The 16,488-nt window shown below is 54.2% G+C and carries 16 protein-coding genes; 13 read left to right on the plus strand and 3 right to left on the minus strand.

Going from position 1 to position 16,488, the window contains the following annotated elements; genetic code table 11:
- Positions 1 to 5: 5 nt before the first annotated feature.
- On the minus strand, positions 6 to 425 hold the full coding sequence (rbsD, locus tag ABFV38_RS21985; RefSeq protein ID WP_008503495.1) for a D-ribose pyranase: 420 nt from the start codon (positions 423 to 425) through the stop codon (positions 6 to 8).
- Between the two features lie 216 nt (positions 426 to 641).
- Positions 642 to 2,510 (minus strand): low affinity potassium transporter Kup, encoded by a 1,869-nt coding sequence (gene kup, locus ABFV38_RS21990; RefSeq protein ID WP_008500202.1) that lies wholly within the window; start codon positions 2,508 to 2,510, stop codon positions 642 to 644.
- A gap of 222 nt (positions 2,511 to 2,732) precedes the next feature.
- On the opposite strand from kup, the gene ravA reads away from it, so the two are divergent.
- Entirely contained in the window at positions 2,733 to 4,229 is a 1,497-nt protein-coding gene (gene ravA, locus ABFV38_RS21995; protein WP_032675673.1) for an ATPase RavA, read from the plus strand.
- The gene (gene viaA, locus ABFV38_RS22000) at positions 4,223 to 5,674 is read left to right on the plus strand and encodes an ATPase RavA stimulator ViaA (protein ID WP_348958093.1); all 1,452 of its coding nucleotides are present in this window, start codon (positions 4,223 to 4,225) and stop codon (positions 5,672 to 5,674) included. Before ravA ends, viaA begins: the two co-directional genes overlap by 7 nt.
- Here the strand turns inward: viaA and asnA are convergent, their stop codons facing one another.
- Complete coding sequence (gene asnA / locus ABFV38_RS22005) at positions 5,675 to 6,667, minus strand: aspartate--ammonia ligase (protein WP_045909354.1); 993 nt, start codon at positions 6,665 to 6,667, stop codon at positions 5,675 to 5,677. It abuts the gene before it with no gap.
- Between the two features lie 151 nt (positions 6,668 to 6,818).
- Here asnA and asnC point away from each other — a divergent pair, with 151 nt between their 5' ends.
- The 11 genes from asnC to atpG all read left to right on the plus strand — a co-directional run bounded on the left by asnC (position 6,819) and on the right by atpG (position 16,458).
- Positions 6,819 to 7,277: a transcriptional regulator AsnC gene (gene asnC / locus ABFV38_RS22010; RefSeq protein WP_008500198.1), complete on the plus strand. Its 459-nt coding sequence runs from the start codon at positions 6,819 to 6,821 to the stop codon at positions 7,275 to 7,277.
- Between the two features lie 90 nt (positions 7,278 to 7,367).
- Positions 7,368 to 7,817 carry an FMN-binding protein MioC gene (mioC, locus tag ABFV38_RS22015; RefSeq protein WP_008500197.1) on the plus strand — a complete coding sequence of 150 codons (450 nt, stop codon included), beginning with the start codon at positions 7,368 to 7,370 and terminating at the stop codon, positions 7,815 to 7,817.
- Positions 7,818 to 8,191: 374 nt separating this feature from the next.
- Entirely contained in the window at positions 8,192 to 10,081 is a 1,890-nt protein-coding gene (mnmG, locus tag ABFV38_RS22020) for a tRNA uridine-5-carboxymethylaminomethyl(34) synthesis enzyme MnmG (RefSeq protein ID WP_014072433.1), read from the plus strand.
- 107 nt (positions 10,082 to 10,188) lie between these two features.
- On the plus strand, positions 10,189 to 10,812 hold the full coding sequence (rsmG, locus tag ABFV38_RS22025; RefSeq protein WP_045909355.1) for a 16S rRNA (guanine(527)-N(7))-methyltransferase RsmG: 624 nt from the start codon (positions 10,189 to 10,191) through the stop codon (positions 10,810 to 10,812).
- Between the two features lie 616 nt (positions 10,813 to 11,428).
- On the plus strand, positions 11,429 to 11,809 hold the full coding sequence (atpI, locus tag ABFV38_RS22030) for a F0F1 ATP synthase subunit I (protein ID WP_008500194.1): 381 nt from the start codon (positions 11,429 to 11,431) through the stop codon (positions 11,807 to 11,809).
- 8 nt (positions 11,810 to 11,817) lie between these two features.
- Positions 11,818 to 12,633 (plus strand): F0F1 ATP synthase subunit A, encoded by an 816-nt coding sequence (atpB, locus tag ABFV38_RS22035; RefSeq protein WP_008500193.1) that lies wholly within the window; start codon positions 11,818 to 11,820, stop codon positions 12,631 to 12,633.
- 49 nt (positions 12,634 to 12,682) lie between these two features.
- The gene (atpE, locus tag ABFV38_RS22040) at positions 12,683 to 12,922 is read left to right on the plus strand and encodes a F0F1 ATP synthase subunit C (RefSeq protein ID WP_000429386.1); all 240 of its coding nucleotides are present in this window, start codon (positions 12,683 to 12,685) and stop codon (positions 12,920 to 12,922) included.
- Positions 12,923 to 12,970: 48 nt separating this feature from the next.
- On the plus strand, positions 12,971 to 13,441 hold the full coding sequence (atpF, locus tag ABFV38_RS22045; protein ID WP_003862370.1) for a F0F1 ATP synthase subunit B: 471 nt from the start codon (positions 12,971 to 12,973) through the stop codon (positions 13,439 to 13,441).
- A 14-nt stretch (positions 13,442 to 13,455) separates the two neighbouring features.
- Positions 13,456 to 13,989 (plus strand): F0F1 ATP synthase subunit delta, encoded by a 534-nt coding sequence (atpH, locus tag ABFV38_RS22050; RefSeq protein WP_008500192.1) that lies wholly within the window; start codon positions 13,456 to 13,458, stop codon positions 13,987 to 13,989.
- A gap of 12 nt (positions 13,990 to 14,001) precedes the next feature.
- Positions 14,002 to 15,543 carry a F0F1 ATP synthase subunit alpha gene (atpA, locus tag ABFV38_RS22055; protein ID WP_003862367.1) on the plus strand — a complete coding sequence of 514 codons (1,542 nt, stop codon included), beginning with the start codon at positions 14,002 to 14,004 and terminating at the stop codon, positions 15,541 to 15,543.
- A gap of 51 nt (positions 15,544 to 15,594) precedes the next feature.
- Complete coding sequence (gene atpG / locus ABFV38_RS22060; protein ID WP_024907886.1) at positions 15,595 to 16,458, plus strand: F0F1 ATP synthase subunit gamma; 864 nt, start codon at positions 15,595 to 15,597, stop codon at positions 16,456 to 16,458.
- Positions 16,459 to 16,488: the final 30 nt, after the last annotated feature.

Below are 16,488 nucleotides of genomic sequence, written 5' to 3' on the forward strand. Positions count from 1 at the left end.
CGGCCTCAGAAGGTGACGCCAGCACAGAGAATGATATTCGCATACGGGGAACACTCCCCGCTGCGAATCACCGCCTGACTGTCTGCGGTTTGTTGTTTGAATTGTTCGTGCGTTGTGTAACGAATTTCGATGGTGTTTCCCTGGTGTTGTTGCAGCTGCTCAAGATGGCTGAGCAACGTTTCGTGGAGTTGCGGATTATGTTGTTTGATTTCCGCCGCGAGAATGGCCGCCTCAACCTGCATCTCCGCGGTCACCACGTCCAGTACCTGCATAAACGAAGGTACGCCCTGCGTTAACGCCATATCGATACGGGTTGTGCTGCGCGGAACCGGTAAGCCTGCATCGCAAACCACCAGCGTATCGGTATGCCCAAGACGGGAAATAACCGATGAGATTTCTGAGTTGAGTACAGTGCCTTTCTTCATTTTCTTGCTCCACTAGCGAAACGTTTCGCTAAAAGAAGTGTAGCCTCAGAAATGTTCAGAAAACCACCATGACGTAACAGATTTGTGATCGACGTCGAAACGTTTCGCTAAGTGAAATATTGATGGGAGAAATTGCCCGCCGGCGCTTCGCTTGCACGGGCCTATGGGTTTGGTAGGCCGGGTAAGCGCAGCGCCACCCGGCATTTTCGAAAGGACTTAAATCTCGACCTGCGTACCCAGCTCTATCACGCGGTTAGGCGGGATCTCAAACTGGTCAGGCGCGCGCAGGGCGTTACGCTGCAGGATCAGGTACAGCTTGCCGCGCAGGCGCAAATACCACGGGCGCTTGCCGATGATCAGCGACTCGTGAGACATAAAGAACGACGTCTCCATCATCCGGCAGCTCAGCCCTTCCAGACCGCAGCGGTGGAACACCTCTTCCACGTTTGGCGTTTCACGCCAGCCGTAGCTCGCCACCACGCGCCAGAATGTCGGGGAGAGCTGCTCGATTTGCACGCGACGCACGTTATGAACGTAAGGCGCATCTTCGGTGCGCAGCGTCAGCAGGATCACGCGCTCGTGCAGCACTTTGTTGTGCTTGAGGTTATGCATCAGCGCGAACGGGATGACGTTCAGGGCGCGAGACATGTACACCGCAGTGCCCGGCACGCGGACCGGCGGAGATTTCTCCAGCGAAGCGATCATCGCCTCCAGAGAATTCCCGTGCTCATGCATGCGCCGCAGCAGGCGGAAACGCTCGCTTTTCCAGGTGGTCATGACGATGAACATCACCAGGCCCAGCGTCAGTGGCAGCCAGCCGCCGGAGACAATCTTGTCGAGGTTCGCGGAGAACAGCGGCACGTCAATACACAGGAAGCCCACCAGAATCATCGCCACGAGGAATTTATTCCAGTGCCAGTTTCGGTACGCCACCGTAGTGGAGAGAAGCGATGTCAGCACCATCGTACCGGTTACTGCAATACCGTACGCCGCCGCCAGGTTGCTGGAATGCTCGAAGCTGACGATAACAATCACAACAGCGAAATAGAGCAGCCAGTTAACGAACGGGATGTAGATCTGGCCCGACTCCATCTCTGAAGTATGGATGATGCGCATCGGCGAGAGATACCCCAGACGCACGGCCTGGCGCGTCAGAGAAAACACGCCGGAAATCACCGCCTGAGAGGCAATGACGGTCGCCAGCGTCGCCAGGATCAGCATCGGCACCAGCGCCCAGTCAGGCGCCAGCAGGAAGAACGGGTTCTTTATCGCTTCCGGATTTTTGAGCAACAGCGCGCCCTGGCCAAAGTAGTTCAGCACCAGCGACGGCAGCACCACAATAAACCAGGCCACGCGGATAGGCAGTTTCCCGAAGTGACCCATGTCAGCATACAGCGCTTCAACGCCGGTAATGGAGAGCACGACCGCCCCCAGCGCAACGAAGGAAACCACTTTGTATTCGAGGAAGAAATGCACGGCCCAGTAGGGGTTCAGCGCATGCAGCACTTCCGGGTTAGCAATAATGCTGCGCAAGCCAAGCGCGGCCAGGATCAGGAACCAGGCCAGCATAATTGGTGCAAACAGTTTACCCACCAGCCCGGTACCGTGCTTCTGGATCACAAACAGCAGCGTCAGCACGATTATCGCCAGCGGGACCACCCACGTATCAAGCTGCGGCGCAATGATCTCCAGCCCCTCTATCGCCGAGAGGACCGAAATCGCGGGCGTGATAACCACCTCGCCATAGAAGAAGCTGCCGCCAATCAGGCCGATAATCACCAGCACGGAGGTCATTCTGGCAGAGGTGTTGCGCCCAGCAAGGGACATCAGGGTCAGGATACCGCCTTCGCCCGCGTTATCAGCGCGCATAACGAAGGAGAGATATTTAACAGAAACCACCAGGATCAGCAGCCAGAAGATGAGGGACAGGAAGCCAAATACGGCATCGCGCTCAACACCAAAGCCAAACTGGCCGGACAGACATTCACGAAGCGTATAAAGCGGGCTGGTGCCAATATCACCGTAGACAACCCCGATCGCCGCAAGCGTTATTGCGGGTAATGATTGCTTATTATCAGTGCTCATAGACTAGTCTTTTCGTTTGAATAACAAATGTGTTCCTGGTCCCTTGGCCCACAAAAAGCGCACAGTATGCACGATTCAATGCAAAATCGTACCCCTAAATGCAACCGCATTAATGTAGCGCAAAGAAAATTGCGCCGCACTTCAGTCTATTACCAGCCCTGACTGAAACGTCTATACTCGCTTCAATTGGCCGCCACGACGGCGAAAGGATGCAAAACTATTATGGCTCACTCACATTTATTAGCAGAAAGAATTTCCCGCCTCAGCAGCGCGCTGGAAAAAGGCCTTTTCGAGCGTAGCCACGCCATTCGCCTCTGTTTGCTGGCGGCGCTGAGCGGTGAAAGCGTGTTTCTGCTTGGGCCACCGGGCATCGCCAAAAGCCTGATTGCCCGCAGGCTTAAGTTTGCTTTTCAGAACGCACGCGCGTTTGAATACCTGATGACCCGCTTTTCCACCCCAGAAGAGGTGTTTGGCCCCCTTTCCATTCAGGCGCTGAAAGATGAAGGGCGCTACGAGCGTTTGACGGCGGGGTATCTGCCTGAGGCAGAAATTGTCTTTCTTGATGAGATCTGGAAAGCGGGACCGGCCATTCTGAACACCCTGCTCACGGCGATAAACGAACGTCGGTTCCGTAACGGCGCCAGTGAAGAGAAAATCCCGATGCGCCTGCTGGTGGCCGCCTCAAACGAACTGCCCGAAGCCGACAGCAGCCTGGAAGCGCTGTATGACCGTATGCTCATCCGCCTGTGGCTGGACAAAGTACAGGATAAGTCTAACTTCCGCTCCATGCTGATCAGCCAGCAGGATGAAAGTGAAAACCCGGTATCTGCTTCGCTGCAGGTGACGGATGAAGAGTATTACCAGTGGCAGCAGGATATTGGCAAAATCACATTGCCGGACGCGGTATTCGAGCTGATCTATCTGCTGCGTCAGCAGCTTGATCACCTTCCTTCTGCGCCCTATGTCTCCGATCGCCGCTGGAAAAAAGCGATCCGCCTCCTTCAGGCCAGCGCCCTGTTTAGCGGCCGCGATGCTGTTGCCCCCATCGATCTGATCCTGCTGAAAGATTGCCTCTGGCACGACGCGGAAGGCATGAATCTGATGCAGCAGCAGCTTGACGTTTTGATGACCGGACACGCGTGGGGACAGCAGGCAATGCTCAACCAGCTGGGGGCGATTGCCCAGCGGCGCATCCAGCTTCAGCAGCAGCAAAGTGATAAAACCGCGCTGAAAGTGAATCGCCTGGGGGGGATGTTCGCCCGCAAACCGCACTATGAATTACCCGCCGAACTCACCAGCCCGACGCTGACCCTGCTGCTCCAGCAGCCGCTCAAGTTGCATGATATGCAGGTGGTGCACGTGACGATTGAGCGCGAGGCGCTGGCGCAGTGGCTGGATAAGGGCGGAGAGATCCGCGGAAAGCTCAACGGCATCGGTTTCGCGCAGCCGCTGAATATGGAAGTCGACAGCAGCCAGCACCTGGTGATCCGCGACGTCAGCCTGCAGGGCTCGCGTCTCGCGCTTCCGGGAACCGCCTCTGACAGCGTTCCCGAAGAGATTAAGCAGCAGCTGGACGCGCTGGATACCGAATGGCACCAGCAGCACACCCGCTTTAGCGAGCAGCAAAAATGCCTCTTTATTCATAGCGACTGGTTAGGTCGCATTGAAGCCAGCCTGCAGGACGTCAGCGCGCAGATTAAACAGGCGCGTCAATGCTAACTCTGGATACGCTTAACGTCATGCTGGCCGTCAGCGAGGAAGGGTTGATCGAAGAAGTGGTCATAACCCTTCTGGCTTCGCCGCAGCTGGCCGCCTTTTTTGAAAAATTTCCGAAGCTCAAAAAGGCGATGACGGACGATCTTCCACGCTGGCGCGAAAATTTGCGTCAGCGCTTCAGGGAGACCGAAGTTCCGCCTGAGTTAACGGAAGAGGTGGCCTGCTATCAGCAGTGCGAGCGGCTCTCAACGCCGCAGTTTATCGTCCAGCTTCCGCAAACCCTGACGTTGCTCGACAAGGTCCACTCCCCGTTTGCCAGCCAGGCCCGGGGGCTAGTCACGGACAACGCCACGTTCACTCCCGCACTGCACACCCTCTTTTTACAGCGCTGGCGTCTCAGCCTGGTGGTGCAGGCCACGACGCTAAACCAGCAGCTGCTGGATGAAGAGCGCGAACAGCTGCTCAGTGAAGTTCAGGAACGCATGACCTTAAGCGGCCAGCTTGAGCAGGTGCTGGTGGAAAATGAGAACGCGGCAGGGCGTCTCTGGGATATGAGCGCCGGCCAGCTCCGGCGCGGGGACTATCAGCTGATCGTCAAATACGGCGATTTTCTGACGCAGCAGCCCGAATTGATGAAGCTTGCAGAACAGCTGGGTCGCTCAAGGGAAGCGAAGTCAGTTCCAAAGAAAGACGCCCCGATGGAAACCTTCCGCACCCTGGTGCGAGAACCGGCCACCGTTCCGGAGCAGGTCGACGGGCTCCAGCAGAGCGATGATATTCTGCGTCTGCTGCCCACGGAGCTGAGCACGCTGGGGATGACCGAGCTGGAGTATGAGTTTTACCGTCGGCTGGTGGAAAAACAGCTCCTCACCTACCGGCTGCACGGCGAAGCCTGGCGTGAGAAAATCAGCCAGCGGCCGGTCGTTCATCAGGATTTTGATGAACAGCCGCGCGGACCCTTCATCGTTTGCGTGGATACATCCGGCTCCATGGGTGGGTTTAACGAGCAGTGTGCAAAAGCGTTCTGTCTGGCGCTGATGCGCGTGGCGCTCGCCGATCGCCGTCGCTGCTTCATCATGCTGTTCTCCAGCGAAGTCGTAGGCTATGAGCTGACGAACCAGCAGGGGATCGAGCAGGCAATCCGCTTCCTGAGTCAGCGTTTTCGCGGCGGCACCGATCTGGCCAGCTGTTTTCGCAGCATCGTTGAGCGGATGCAGGGCGGCGACTGGTACGACGCTGACGCGGTGGTGATTTCCGATTTTATCGCCCAGCGGCTGCCGGATGACGTGATAAATAAAGTGAAGGAATTACAGCGTGTGCATCAGCACCGTTTTCATGCGGTGGCGATGTCCGCCCATGGAAAACCCGGCATCATGCGCATCTTCGATCATATCTGGCGCTTTGATACCGGGTTGCGCAGCCGCCTGCTCAGACGCTGGCAGCGTTAATTACAGAAGAGAGCCGACGCTTTCGCGAACCTGCTGCGGCCAGACGCCACACTGAACCTGACCAATATGGGGCAGCTGAAGCAGCAGCATGGTCAGACGGGACTGGCCGATACCGCCGCCAATCGTCTGCGGCATCTCCCCACGCAGCAGCGCCTGGTGCCACTCCAGTTTGAGACGATCTTCATCACCGGTCACCGCCAGCTGGCGCTTCAGCGCGTCAGCATCCACGCGGATCCCCATAGAAGAAAGCTCGAATGCGTCTTCCAGTACCGGGTTCCAGACCAGAATATCGCCGTTCAGACCGGCAAATTCACCCTCACCGGTAGTGCTCCAGTCATCATAATCCGGCGCACGAACGTCATGGCGCTTACCGTCAGACAGCTTGCCGCCGATCCCAATCAGGAACACCGCACCCAGCTCTTTAGCAATTGCGCGCTCGCGGCCTTTGGCATCCAGATCCGGGAAACGGGTCAGCAATTCCTGGCTGTGCACAAAGTGGATCGATTCCGGCAGGAACGGTGCCAGACCAAACGCTTTGCTTACGGCCGCTTCCGTTGCTTTGATCCCGGCGTAGATCGCCTCAACGGTAGATTTCAGCGTGCCGACGTGACGCTCGCCATCACCCATCACGCGCTCCCAGTCCCACTGGTCAACATAAACGGAATGAATCGGAGAAAGGCGGTCTTCATCGGGGCGAAGGGCTTTCATGTGCGTGTAGAGCCCTTCGCCCGCGCTGAAGTCGTGTTGTCCCAGGGTCTGACGCTTCCATTTCGCCAGTGAATGAACCACTTCGAACTGAGCATCTGGCAGTGTTTTCACTTTCACCTGTACCGCTTTTTCGCATCCAGAGAGGTTATCCTGCGTCCCGTCACCCACGCGGCTGAGGATCGGCGCCTGGACTTCAATCAGCCCAAGCTTCTCTTCCAGCTGGCGGGAAAAATGGGATTTTACGAAACTGATCTGGCGTTGTTTTGCGATGTAAGCGGTTTTCATTATTTATACTCCTGCGTCCTGTTGATATTGATTAAGCAATAGAAATGGCACCTTATTCAATAACCCATCAACAAAAAGCCGCCTTCACTTTTGATTCGATAAAATAAGGCGCTAGAATAGAGTGATTCATTAATCTTCATAAGAAAAAGCTATGGAAAATTATCAGATCGACAATCTCGACCGCGGCATTCTGGAGGCGTTAATGGCCAATGCCCGTACCGCCTACGCCGAACTGGCGAAACAGTTTGGCGTCAGCCCGGGAACCATTCACGTTCGCGTAGAGAAGATGAAGCAGGCAGGGATCATTACCGGTGCTCGCATTGACGTCAGCCCGAAGCAGCTGGGTTACGATGTCTGCTGCTTCATCGGCATCATTCTTAAAAGCGCCAAAGACTACCCTTCCGCCCTGGCGAAACTGAACGCGCTGGATGAAGTCACCGAGGCGTACTACACCACCGGGCACTACAGCATCTTTATTAAAGTCATGTGCCGATCCATCGACGCGCTCCAGCAGGTACTTATCAACAAGATCCAAACAATCGATGAAATTCAGTCCACCGAGACCCTGATCTCCCTGCAAAACCCGATCATGCGTACCATCCGCCCGTGATCGGGCAAATCCATTCCCACATTTTCCACAGGTAGATCCCAGCTCGTTCACAGCGTACAATGGCCGTCTCTTTATCTGGGCGAGCGATCAATGGCGGACATTACCCTTATCAGCGGCAGCACCCTGGGTGGTGCAGAATACGTAGCGGAACATCTGGCTGAAAAGCTGGAAGAGGCGGGCTTTTCCACGGAAACCCTGCACGGCCCGTTGCTGGAAGATCTCCCGACTGATGGGGTCTGGCTGCTGATCACCTCCACGCACGGCGCGGGCGATCTGCCGGATAACCTGCAACCGTTATATGACGAACTGCTGGAACAGCAGCCCGATCTGTCAAACGTCCGTTTTGGCGCAGTAGGGATCGGCAGTCGTGAATATGACACCTTTTGCGGGGCAATAGAGAAAGTCGAAGCCGCTGTGACCTCCTGCGGAGCAAAACAGCTGGGTGAAACACTCAAGATCAACATCCTCGATCATGACATTCCGGAGGATCCAGCCGAGATCTGGCTCGCGGAATGGAAAAATTTACTCAAAAACGATTAAAGATCGCGCGAACAGATGTGGATAACTCAGGGTAAAAGCTCGTATTAACCCGTAGTTATCCAAATAACAACCGTAGCGTCGTTTTTGGCCTGTGTATAAAGTCGCGATCTGATCCCAGCTTATACGGTCCAGGATCACCGATCATTCACAGCAAACGATCCTTTCTAACTGCATGATCTTCTTTGTGAGATCGGACTTATCCACACGGGTTCGCGATCCTAATAAGAGATCACAATAGAACAGATCTCTAAATAAAAAGATCTTCTTTTTAATAGCCCAGGATCCCAATGCTTTCTCGAAAGACTAAAGTTGAGTAGAATCCACGGCCCGGGCTTCAATCCATTTTCATACCGCTTTACGCGAGGCAGACCACCATGTTTTATCAGGATCCTTTTGACGTCATCATCATTGGCGGGGGTCACGCAGGCACTGAGGCCGCAATGGCCGCAGCGCGAATGGGTCAGCAGACCCTGCTTTTGACACACAATATCGACACGCTGGGACAAATGTCCTGTAATCCGGCGATTGGCGGCATTGGGAAAGGACACCTGGTAAAAGAAGTGGATGCACTTGGCGGCCTGATGGCGAAAGCGATCGATCATGCCGGCATCCAGTTTAGGATACTAAACGCGAGCAAAGGGCCTGCTGTTCGAGCGACCCGTGCACAGGCAGACCGCGTACTTTATCGTCAGGCGGTGCGTACCGCGCTGGAGAACCAGCCGAACCTGATGATCTTCCAGCAGGCGGTCGAAGATCTTATCGTTGAGAACGATCGCGTCGTAGGCGCGGTGACCCAGATGGGCCTCAAATTCCGCGCCAAAGCCGTGGTGTTGACCGTGGGGACATTCCTGGACGGTAAAATTCATATCGGCCTGGATAACTACAGCGGTGGTCGTGCTGGCGATCCGCCGTCTATTCCCTTGTCTCGCCGTCTGCGCGAACTGCCGCTGCGCGTTAGCCGCCTGAAAACCGGTACGCCGCCGCGTATTGATGCGCGTACCATTGATTTCAGCGTGCTGGCGCAACAGCACGGTGACAACCCAATGCCGGTCTTCTCATTCATGGGCAATGCGGCACAGCATCCGCAGCAGGTGCCGTGCTATATCACGCATACCAACGAGAAAACCCACGATGTGATCCGCAATAACCTCGATCGCAGCCCGATGTACGCTGGCGTGATCGAAGGGATCGGTCCGCGCTACTGCCCGTCGATCGAAGACAAAGTGATGCGCTTCGCCGATCGCAACCAGCACCAGATCTTCCTGGAGCCGGAAGGGCTGACCTCAAACGAAATTTACCCGAACGGCATCTCCACCAGCCTGCCGTTCGATGTGCAGATGCAAATTGTTCGCTCAATGCAGGGTATGGAGAACGCAAAAATCGTTCGCCCTGGCTACGCTATTGAGTACGATTTCTTCGATCCGCGTGACCTGAAGCCGACCCTGGAGAGCAAATTCATCCACGGTCTGTTCTTCGCGGGTCAGATTAACGGCACCACCGGCTACGAAGAAGCGGCTGCACAGGGCCTGCTTGCCGGCCTGAACGCTGCGCGCTTCTCTGCCGAGAAAGAAGGCTGGGCACCCGGCCGTTCTCAGGCGTACCTGGGCGTGCTGGTTGACGATCTCTGCACGCTGGGTACCAAAGAACCGTACCGTATGTTTACCTCTCGCGCAGAATATCGCCTGATGCTGCGTGAAGATAACGCCGACCTGCGTCTGACCGAAATGGGCCGCGAGCTCGGCCTGGTCGATGACGAACGCTGGGCGCGCTTCAACGAGAAGCTGGAACGCATTGAACAGGAACGTCAGCGTCTGAAAACCACCTGGGTGAATCCGCAGGCGGAAACCGCTGCTGAAGTAAACGCTCACTTAACCGCGCCGCTGTCGCGCGAGGCCAGCGGTGAAGATTTGCTGCGCCGTCCTGAAGTCACCTACGAGAACCTGGTCAAACTGACCGCGTTCGCGCCGGGCCTGGAAGATGCTGAAGCGGCGGAGCAGGTTGAGATCCAGGTGAAGTACGAAGGTTACATCGCGCGTCAGCAGGATGAGATCGAAAAACAGCAGCGTAACGAAAACACGCTGCTGCCGGAAATGCTGGACTACCGCCAGGTGACGGGCCTTTCCAACGAAGTGATCGCTAAGCTGAACGATCACAAACCGGTATCGATCGGCCAGGCTTCCCGCATCTCGGGCGTGACTCCAGCGGCGATTTCGATCCTGCTGGTGTGGCTGAAAAAGCAGGGCATGCTGCGCCGTAGTGCGTAATGCCTTGAAATTGCCCGGTGGCGCTGTGCTTACCGGGCCTACTGAACTCCGTAGGGCGGGTAAGCACAGCGCCACCCGCCACTTAAGTCTCTCAACAGGTATTCACCGTGCTCAACAAACTCTCTCGTCTGCTGGATCAGGCAGGTATTTCGCTCACCGATCACCAGAAAAATCAGCTGGTGGCCTATGTCGATATGCTGAACAAATGGAACAAAGCGTACAACCTGACGTCTGTTCGCGACCCCAACGAGATGCTCGTTCGCCACATTCTCGACAGCATCGTGGTTGCCCCCTGGCTGAAAGGTGAACGCTTTATCGACGTGGGGACGGGCCCTGGTCTGCCGGGTATTCCGCTGTCGATTGTTCGCCCTGAGAGCCATTTCACGCTGCTGGACAGCCTCGGCAAACGCGTGCGCTTTTTACGTCAGGTACAGCATGAGCTGAAGCTTGAGAACATCACGCCCGTGCAGAGCAGGGTAGAGGAGTTCCCGGCAGAGCCGCCGTTTGATGGGGTTATCAGCCGCGCATTTGCGTCGCTCAACGATATGGTGAGCTGGTGCAAACACTTACCTGCGGAAAACGGCCGCTTTTATGCGCTGAAAGGGCAGTTGCCAGGCGATGAGATTGAACAGCTTCCGGACGGTTTTGCTGTCGAGTCTATTGAGAAATTAGAGATTCCTCAGCTCGAAGGTGAACGTCACCTGGTGATAATTAAGCCAAACAATTTTTAAAAAATTAATAAAAAATGTGGAATTCGTGCTGTTCTTATCATGTTAAAAAACAGCACAACTAGCGGGGATTTATCGGGCAGCTTTTAACCTCTGCTTCACTAAGGTTTTTCTTCCGGTTAACGAAGTAACTGTTATTCACCGAGAAGATAGTCATCTGTGAAAATATAAGTCTGCTAAAAGTGGAAGGCAGTAACCAGAACGCAATGTTAATTATTTATTAAGAATGTCAATAAAAGGTTTTTATTGTGTACTGGGCTGTTTTGAAAATAGTTACGACGTTTTGCGTTTAATTTCATAAAGATAAATTTCCGCGATTTGCGCCTTTGATAAATACAACCTTATCGCAAATGTGTGTTTTGTGATCTCGTGCACGCTTTATCGTCAACGTTTTCGCGCTGTTTGCAGTTTTGGTCGAAGGTTGACGCTTTCAGCGAAAGTTAAAAAATAGCGGTGGGGAAAAATATTTAAACATTTATTCACCTTTTCGCTACTTAATGTTTGAAATCACGGGTGCGCACCGTATAATTTGACCGCTTTTTGATGCTTGACTCTGAGCCTTAAAGGACGTTTTATACGACACGCGGCATACCTCGAAGGGAGCAGGAGTAAAAACGTGATGTCTGTGTCGCTCTTGAGTAGAAACGTTGCTCGTAAGCTTCTGTTCATTCAGTTTCTGGCTGTGATAGCAAGTGGACTGCTGTTTAGCCTCAAAGACCCCTTCTGGGGCATCTCCGCCGTGTGCGGGGGTTTGGCGGTTGTGCTGCCAAACGTGTTGTTTATGATTTTTGCCTGGCGTCATCAGGCGCATACACCTGCCAAAGGCCGCGTGGCCTGGTCCTTCGCTCTCGGCGAAGTGTGTAAGGTGTTGCTGACCTTTGCCCTACTGGTGATGGCGCTGGCGGTTTTGAAAGTGGTCTTCATGCCGCTGATAGCAACGTGGGTTTTGGTGCTGGTGGTACAAGTTCTGGCTCCAGCTGTAATCAATAACAAAGGGTAAAAGGCATCATGGCTTCAGAAAATATGACGCCGCAGGATTACATAGGTCACCATCTGAATAACCTTCAGCTGGACCTGCGTACATTCTCGCTGGTGGATCCACATAACCCCCCGGCCACCTTCTGGACGATCAACATCGACTCCATGTTCTTCTCGGTGGTTTTGGGTCTTCTGTTCCTGGCCATGTTCCGCGGTGTTGCTAAACGAGCGACCAGCGGTGTACCAGGGAAATTCCAGACCTTCATCGAAATGATCATCGGCTTCGTCCATGGCAGCGTCAAAGACATGTACCATGGCAAGAGCAAGCTGATTGCTCCGCTGGCGCTGACCGTGTTCGTTTGGGTCTTCCTGATGAACCTGATGGACCTGCTGCCAATCGATCTGCTGCCGTTCATCGGCGAGCACATCTTCGGCCTGCCTGCACTGCGTGTGGTACCGTCTGCGGACGTGAACATCACCCTGTCGATGGCGCTGGGCGTGTTTATCCTGATTCTTTTCTACAGCATCAAAATGAAAGGCGTAAGCGGCTTTGTGAAAGAGCTTACCTTGCAGCCGTTCAACCACTGGGCGTTTATTCCGGTCAACCTGATCCTGGAAGGCGTTAGCCTGCTGTCCAAACCTGTTTCACTGGGTCTGCGACTGTTCGGCAACATGTATGCGGGTGAGCTGATTTTCATTCTGATCGCGGGTCTTCTGCCGTGGTGGTCACAGTGGGTTCTGAATGTGCCGTGGGCCATTTTCCACATCCTGATCATTACGCTGCAAGCCTTTATCTTCATGGTTCTGACGATCGTCTATCTGTCGATGGCGTCTGAAGAGCACTGATTTTTTACCAACACTACTACGTTTTAATTGAAACAAACTGGAGACTGTCATGGAAAACCTGAATATGGATCTGCTGTACATGGCTGCCGCTGTGATGATGGGTCTGGCGGCTATCGGTGCTGCGATCGGTATCGGCATCCTCGGGGGCAAATTCCTGGAAGGCGCTGCGCGTCAACCTGATCTGATTCCTCTGCTGCGTACTCAGTTCTTTATCGTTATGGGTCTGGTGGATGCTATCCCAATGATCGCTGTAGGTCTGGGTCTGTACGTGATGTTTGCTGTCGCGTAGTAGTAGTTTTAAAACCCTAAGCCACAGATATTAAAGAGGTATTGTGCTGTGAACATGAACGCAACAATCCTCGGCCAGGCCATCGCGTTTATTCTCTTTGTCTGGTTCTGCATGAAGTATGTATGGCCGCCTTTAATGGCTGCCATCGAAAAACGTCAGAAAGAAATTGCTGACGGTCTGGCTTCTGCAGAACGCGCTAAGAAAGATTTGGACCTTGCACAGGCCAACGCGACAGACCAGCTGAAAAAAGCGAAAGCGGAAGCTCAGGTTATCATCGAACAGGCTAACAAACGCCGTTCGCAGATCCTGGACGAAGCTAAAGCTGAAGCAGAACAGGAACGTACTAAGATCGTGACACAGGCTCAGGCTGAAATTGAAGCTGAGCGTAAACGTGCTCGTGAAGAACTGCGTAAGCAGGTTGCGATTCTGGCTGTTGCTGGCGCCGAGAAGATCATCGAACGTTCCGTGGATGAAGCTGCTAACAGCGACATCGTGGACAAACTTGTCGCTGAACTGTAAGGAGGGAGGGGCTGATGTCTGAATTTGTTACGGTAGCTCGCCCCTACGCCAAAGCAGCTTTTGACTTTGCTATCGAACACCAAAATGTCGATCGCTGGCAGAATATGCTGGCGTTTGCCGCTGAGGTGACGAAAAACGAACAAATGGCCGAGTTGCTTTCCGGTGCGTTAGCACCTGAAACCCTCGCCGCGTCGTTTATCGCCGTGTGCGGAGAGCAACTGGATGCCAACGGCCAGAACCTGATTAAGGTGATGGCAGAGAATGGTCGTCTCCGTGTGCTCCCGGATGTTCTCGAGCAGTTTGAGCACTTACGTGCCCTTAGTGAAGCTACCGCTGAAGTCGAAGTGACTTCTGCGACTGAACTGAGTGACGAACAGCTTGCGAAAATTACCGCCGCGATGGAAAAACGTCTGTCACGCAAAGTTAAGCTGAATTGCAAAATCGATAAGTCTGTAATGGCAGGCGTAATCATCCGCTCGGGTGATATGGTCATTGATGGCAGCGTACGCGGCCGTCTTGAGCGCCTTGCAGACGTCTTGCAGTCTTAAGGGGACTGGAGCATGCAACTGAATTCCACCGAAATCAGCGAACTGATCAAGCAGCGCATTGCTCAGTTCAATGTTGTGAGTGAAGCTCACAACGAAGGTACTATTGTTTCTGTAAGTGACGGTGTTATCCGCATCCACGGCCTGGCCGATTGTATGCAGGGTGAGATGATTTCCCTGCCGGGTAACCGTTACGCTATCGCACTGAACCTGGAGCGCGACTCCGTTGGTGCAGTTGTGATGGGTCCATACGCTGACCTCGCCGAAGGCATGAAGGTTAAGTGTACTGGCCGTATTCTGGAAGTGCCGGTTGGCCGTGGCCTGCTGGGTCGCGTTGTTAACACCCTGGGTGCGCCAATCGACGGTAAAGGTCCGGTTGAGCACGATGGCTTCTCCCCAATCGAAGTTATCGCACCGGGCGTTATCGACCGTCAGTCCGTAGATCAGCCTGTTCAGACAGGTTATAAGTCCGTTGATGCCATGATCCCAATCGGTCGTGGTCAGCGTGAACTGATCATCGGTGACCGTCAGACCGGTAAAACCGCAATGGCTATCGACGCCATCATCAACCAGCGTGACTCCGGCATCAAATGTGTGTACGTGGCCATCGGCCAGAAAGCGTCCACCATTTCCAACGTGGTTCGTAAACTGGAAGAGCACGGCGCACTGTCTAACACCATCGTTGTGGTGGCGACCGCGTCTGAATCTGCTGCACTGCAATACCTGGCGCCATACGCCGGTTGCGCAATGGGCGAATACTTCCGTGACCGCGGTGAAGATGCGCTGATCGTATACGATGACCTGTCTAAACAGGCTGTTGCTTATCGTCAGGTTTCCCTGCTGCTCCGTCGTCCACCTGGACGTGAAGCGTTCCCTGGCGACGTATTCTACCTCCACTCTCGTCTGCTGGAGCGTGCTTCTCGCGTTAACGCGGAATACGTCGAGAACTTCACCAAAGGTGAAGTGAAGGGTAAAACGGGCTCTCTGACCGCTCTGCCGATCATTGAAACCCAGGCGGGTGACGTTTCTGCGTTCGTTCCGACCAACGTAATCTCCATTACCGATGGTCAGATCTTCCTGGAAACCAACCTGTTTAACTCCGGTATTCGTCCGGCAGTTAACCCGGGTATCTCCGTATCCCGTGTTGGTGGTGCTGCTCAGACCAAGATCATCAAGAAACTGTCCGGTGGTATCCGTACCGCGCTGGCACAGTATCGTGAACTGGCTGCGTTCTCTCAGTTCGCATCCGATCTGGACGAAGCAACCCGTAAACAGCTGAGCCACGGTCAGAAAGTGACCGAGCTGCTGAAGCAGAAACAGTACGCACCAATGTCTGTTGCTCAGCAGGGCCTGGTTCTGTTCGCGGCTGAACGCGGTTACCTCGAAGATGTGGAACTGGCGAAAATCGGTAGCTTCGAAGCCGCTCTGCTGGCTTACGTCGACCGTGATCACGCTCCGCTGATGCAAGAGATCAACCAGACCGGTGGCTATAACGACGAAATCGAAGGCAAGCTGAAAGCTATCCTCGATTCCTTCAAAGCAACCCAATCCTGGTAATCGTCCGGCGGCTTGTCTCAGGACAAGCCGCCTGGCATTGAGGAGAAGCTCATGGCCGGCGCAAAAGAGATACGTAGTAAGATCGCAAGCGTCCAGAACACGCAAAAGATCACTAAAGCGATGGAGATGGTCGCCGCTTCCAAAATGCGTAAATCGCAGGATCGCATGGCGGCCAGCCGTCCTTATGCAGAAACCATGCGCAAAGTGATTGGTCACCTTGCAAACGGTAATCTGGAATATAAGCACCCTTACCTGGAAGAACGCGACGTTAAGCGCGTGGGCTACCTGGTGGTGTCGACCGACCGTGGTCTGTGTGGCGGCTTGAACATTAACCTGTTCAAAAAACTGCTGGCGGATATGAAAGCATGGTCTGAAAAAGGCGTTCAGTGCGATATCGCAATGATCGGCTCTAAAGGCGTCTCTTTCTTTAATTCCGTTGGTGGCAACATTGTCGCTCAGGTGACCGGTATGGGTGATAACCCGTCCCTGTCCGAACTGATCGGCCCGGTTAAAGTGATGTTGCAGGCTTATGATGAAGGCCGTCTGGACAGACTGTACGTTGTCAGCAACAAATTCATTAACACCATGTCTCAGGTTCCAACGCTCACTCAGATGCTGCCGTTACCGGCATCAGAAGATGGCGAGCTGAAGCAAAAAACCTGGGATTACCTGTATGAACCCGATCCGAAACCGCTGCTGGATACCCTGCTGCGTCGTTACGTTGAATCTCAGGTTTATCAGGGCGTTGTAGAAAACCTGGCCAGCGAGCAGGCCGCACGAATGGTGGCGATGAAAGCCGCGACCGATAATGGCGGCAGCCTGATTAAAGAGCTGCAGTTGGTTTACAACAAAGCTCGTCAGGCCAGCATTACTCAGGAACTCACCGAGATCGTCTCGGGGGCCGCCGCGGTTTAACCAGGTTTACGAATTACGTAGAGGATTCAA

It is taken from the genome of Enterobacter cloacae complex sp. Mu1197, from assembly GCF_040059225.1.
Classification (GTDB): Bacteria; Pseudomonadota; Gammaproteobacteria; order Enterobacterales; family Enterobacteriaceae; genus Enterobacter; species Enterobacter quasiroggenkampii.

What these genes read in the sequence shown, in the direction of transcription:
- atpA (WP_003862367.1), top strand. Translation starts at nt 14,002, where the DNA reads ATGCAACTGAATTCCACCGAAATCAGCGAACTGATCAAGCAGCGCATT.
- atpE (WP_000429386.1), top strand. Translation starts at nt 12,683, where the DNA reads ATGGAAAACCTGAATATGGATCTGCTGTACATGGCTGCCGCTGTGATG.
- atpG (WP_024907886.1), top strand. Translation starts at nt 15,595, where the DNA reads ATGGCCGGCGCAAAAGAGATACGTAGTAAGATCGCAAGCGTCCAGAAC.
- kup (WP_008500202.1), bottom strand. Translation starts at nt 2,510, where the DNA reads ATGAGCACTGATAATAAGCAATCATTACCCGCAATAACGCTTGCGGCG.
- rbsD (WP_008503495.1), bottom strand. Translation starts at nt 425, where the DNA reads ATGAAGAAAGGCACTGTACTCAACTCAGAAATCTCATCGGTTATTTCC.
- asnA (WP_045909354.1), bottom strand. Translation starts at nt 6,667, where the DNA reads ATGAAAACCGCTTACATCGCAAAACAACGCCAGATCAGTTTCGTAAAA.
- viaA (WP_348958093.1), top strand. Translation starts at nt 4,223, where the DNA reads ATGCTAACTCTGGATACGCTTAACGTCATGCTGGCCGTCAGCGAGGAA.
- asnC (WP_008500198.1), top strand. Translation starts at nt 6,819, where the DNA reads ATGGAAAATTATCAGATCGACAATCTCGACCGCGGCATTCTGGAGGCG.
- atpH (WP_008500192.1), top strand. Translation starts at nt 13,456, where the DNA reads ATGTCTGAATTTGTTACGGTAGCTCGCCCCTACGCCAAAGCAGCTTTT.
- mnmG (WP_014072433.1), top strand. Translation starts at nt 8,192, where the DNA reads ATGTTTTATCAGGATCCTTTTGACGTCATCATCATTGGCGGGGGTCAC.
- atpI (WP_008500194.1), top strand. Translation starts at nt 11,429, where the DNA reads ATGTCTGTGTCGCTCTTGAGTAGAAACGTTGCTCGTAAGCTTCTGTTC.
- atpB (WP_008500193.1), top strand. Translation starts at nt 11,818, where the DNA reads ATGGCTTCAGAAAATATGACGCCGCAGGATTACATAGGTCACCATCTG.
- ravA (WP_032675673.1), top strand. Translation starts at nt 2,733, where the DNA reads ATGGCTCACTCACATTTATTAGCAGAAAGAATTTCCCGCCTCAGCAGC.
- mioC (WP_008500197.1), top strand. Translation starts at nt 7,368, where the DNA reads ATGGCGGACATTACCCTTATCAGCGGCAGCACCCTGGGTGGTGCAGAA.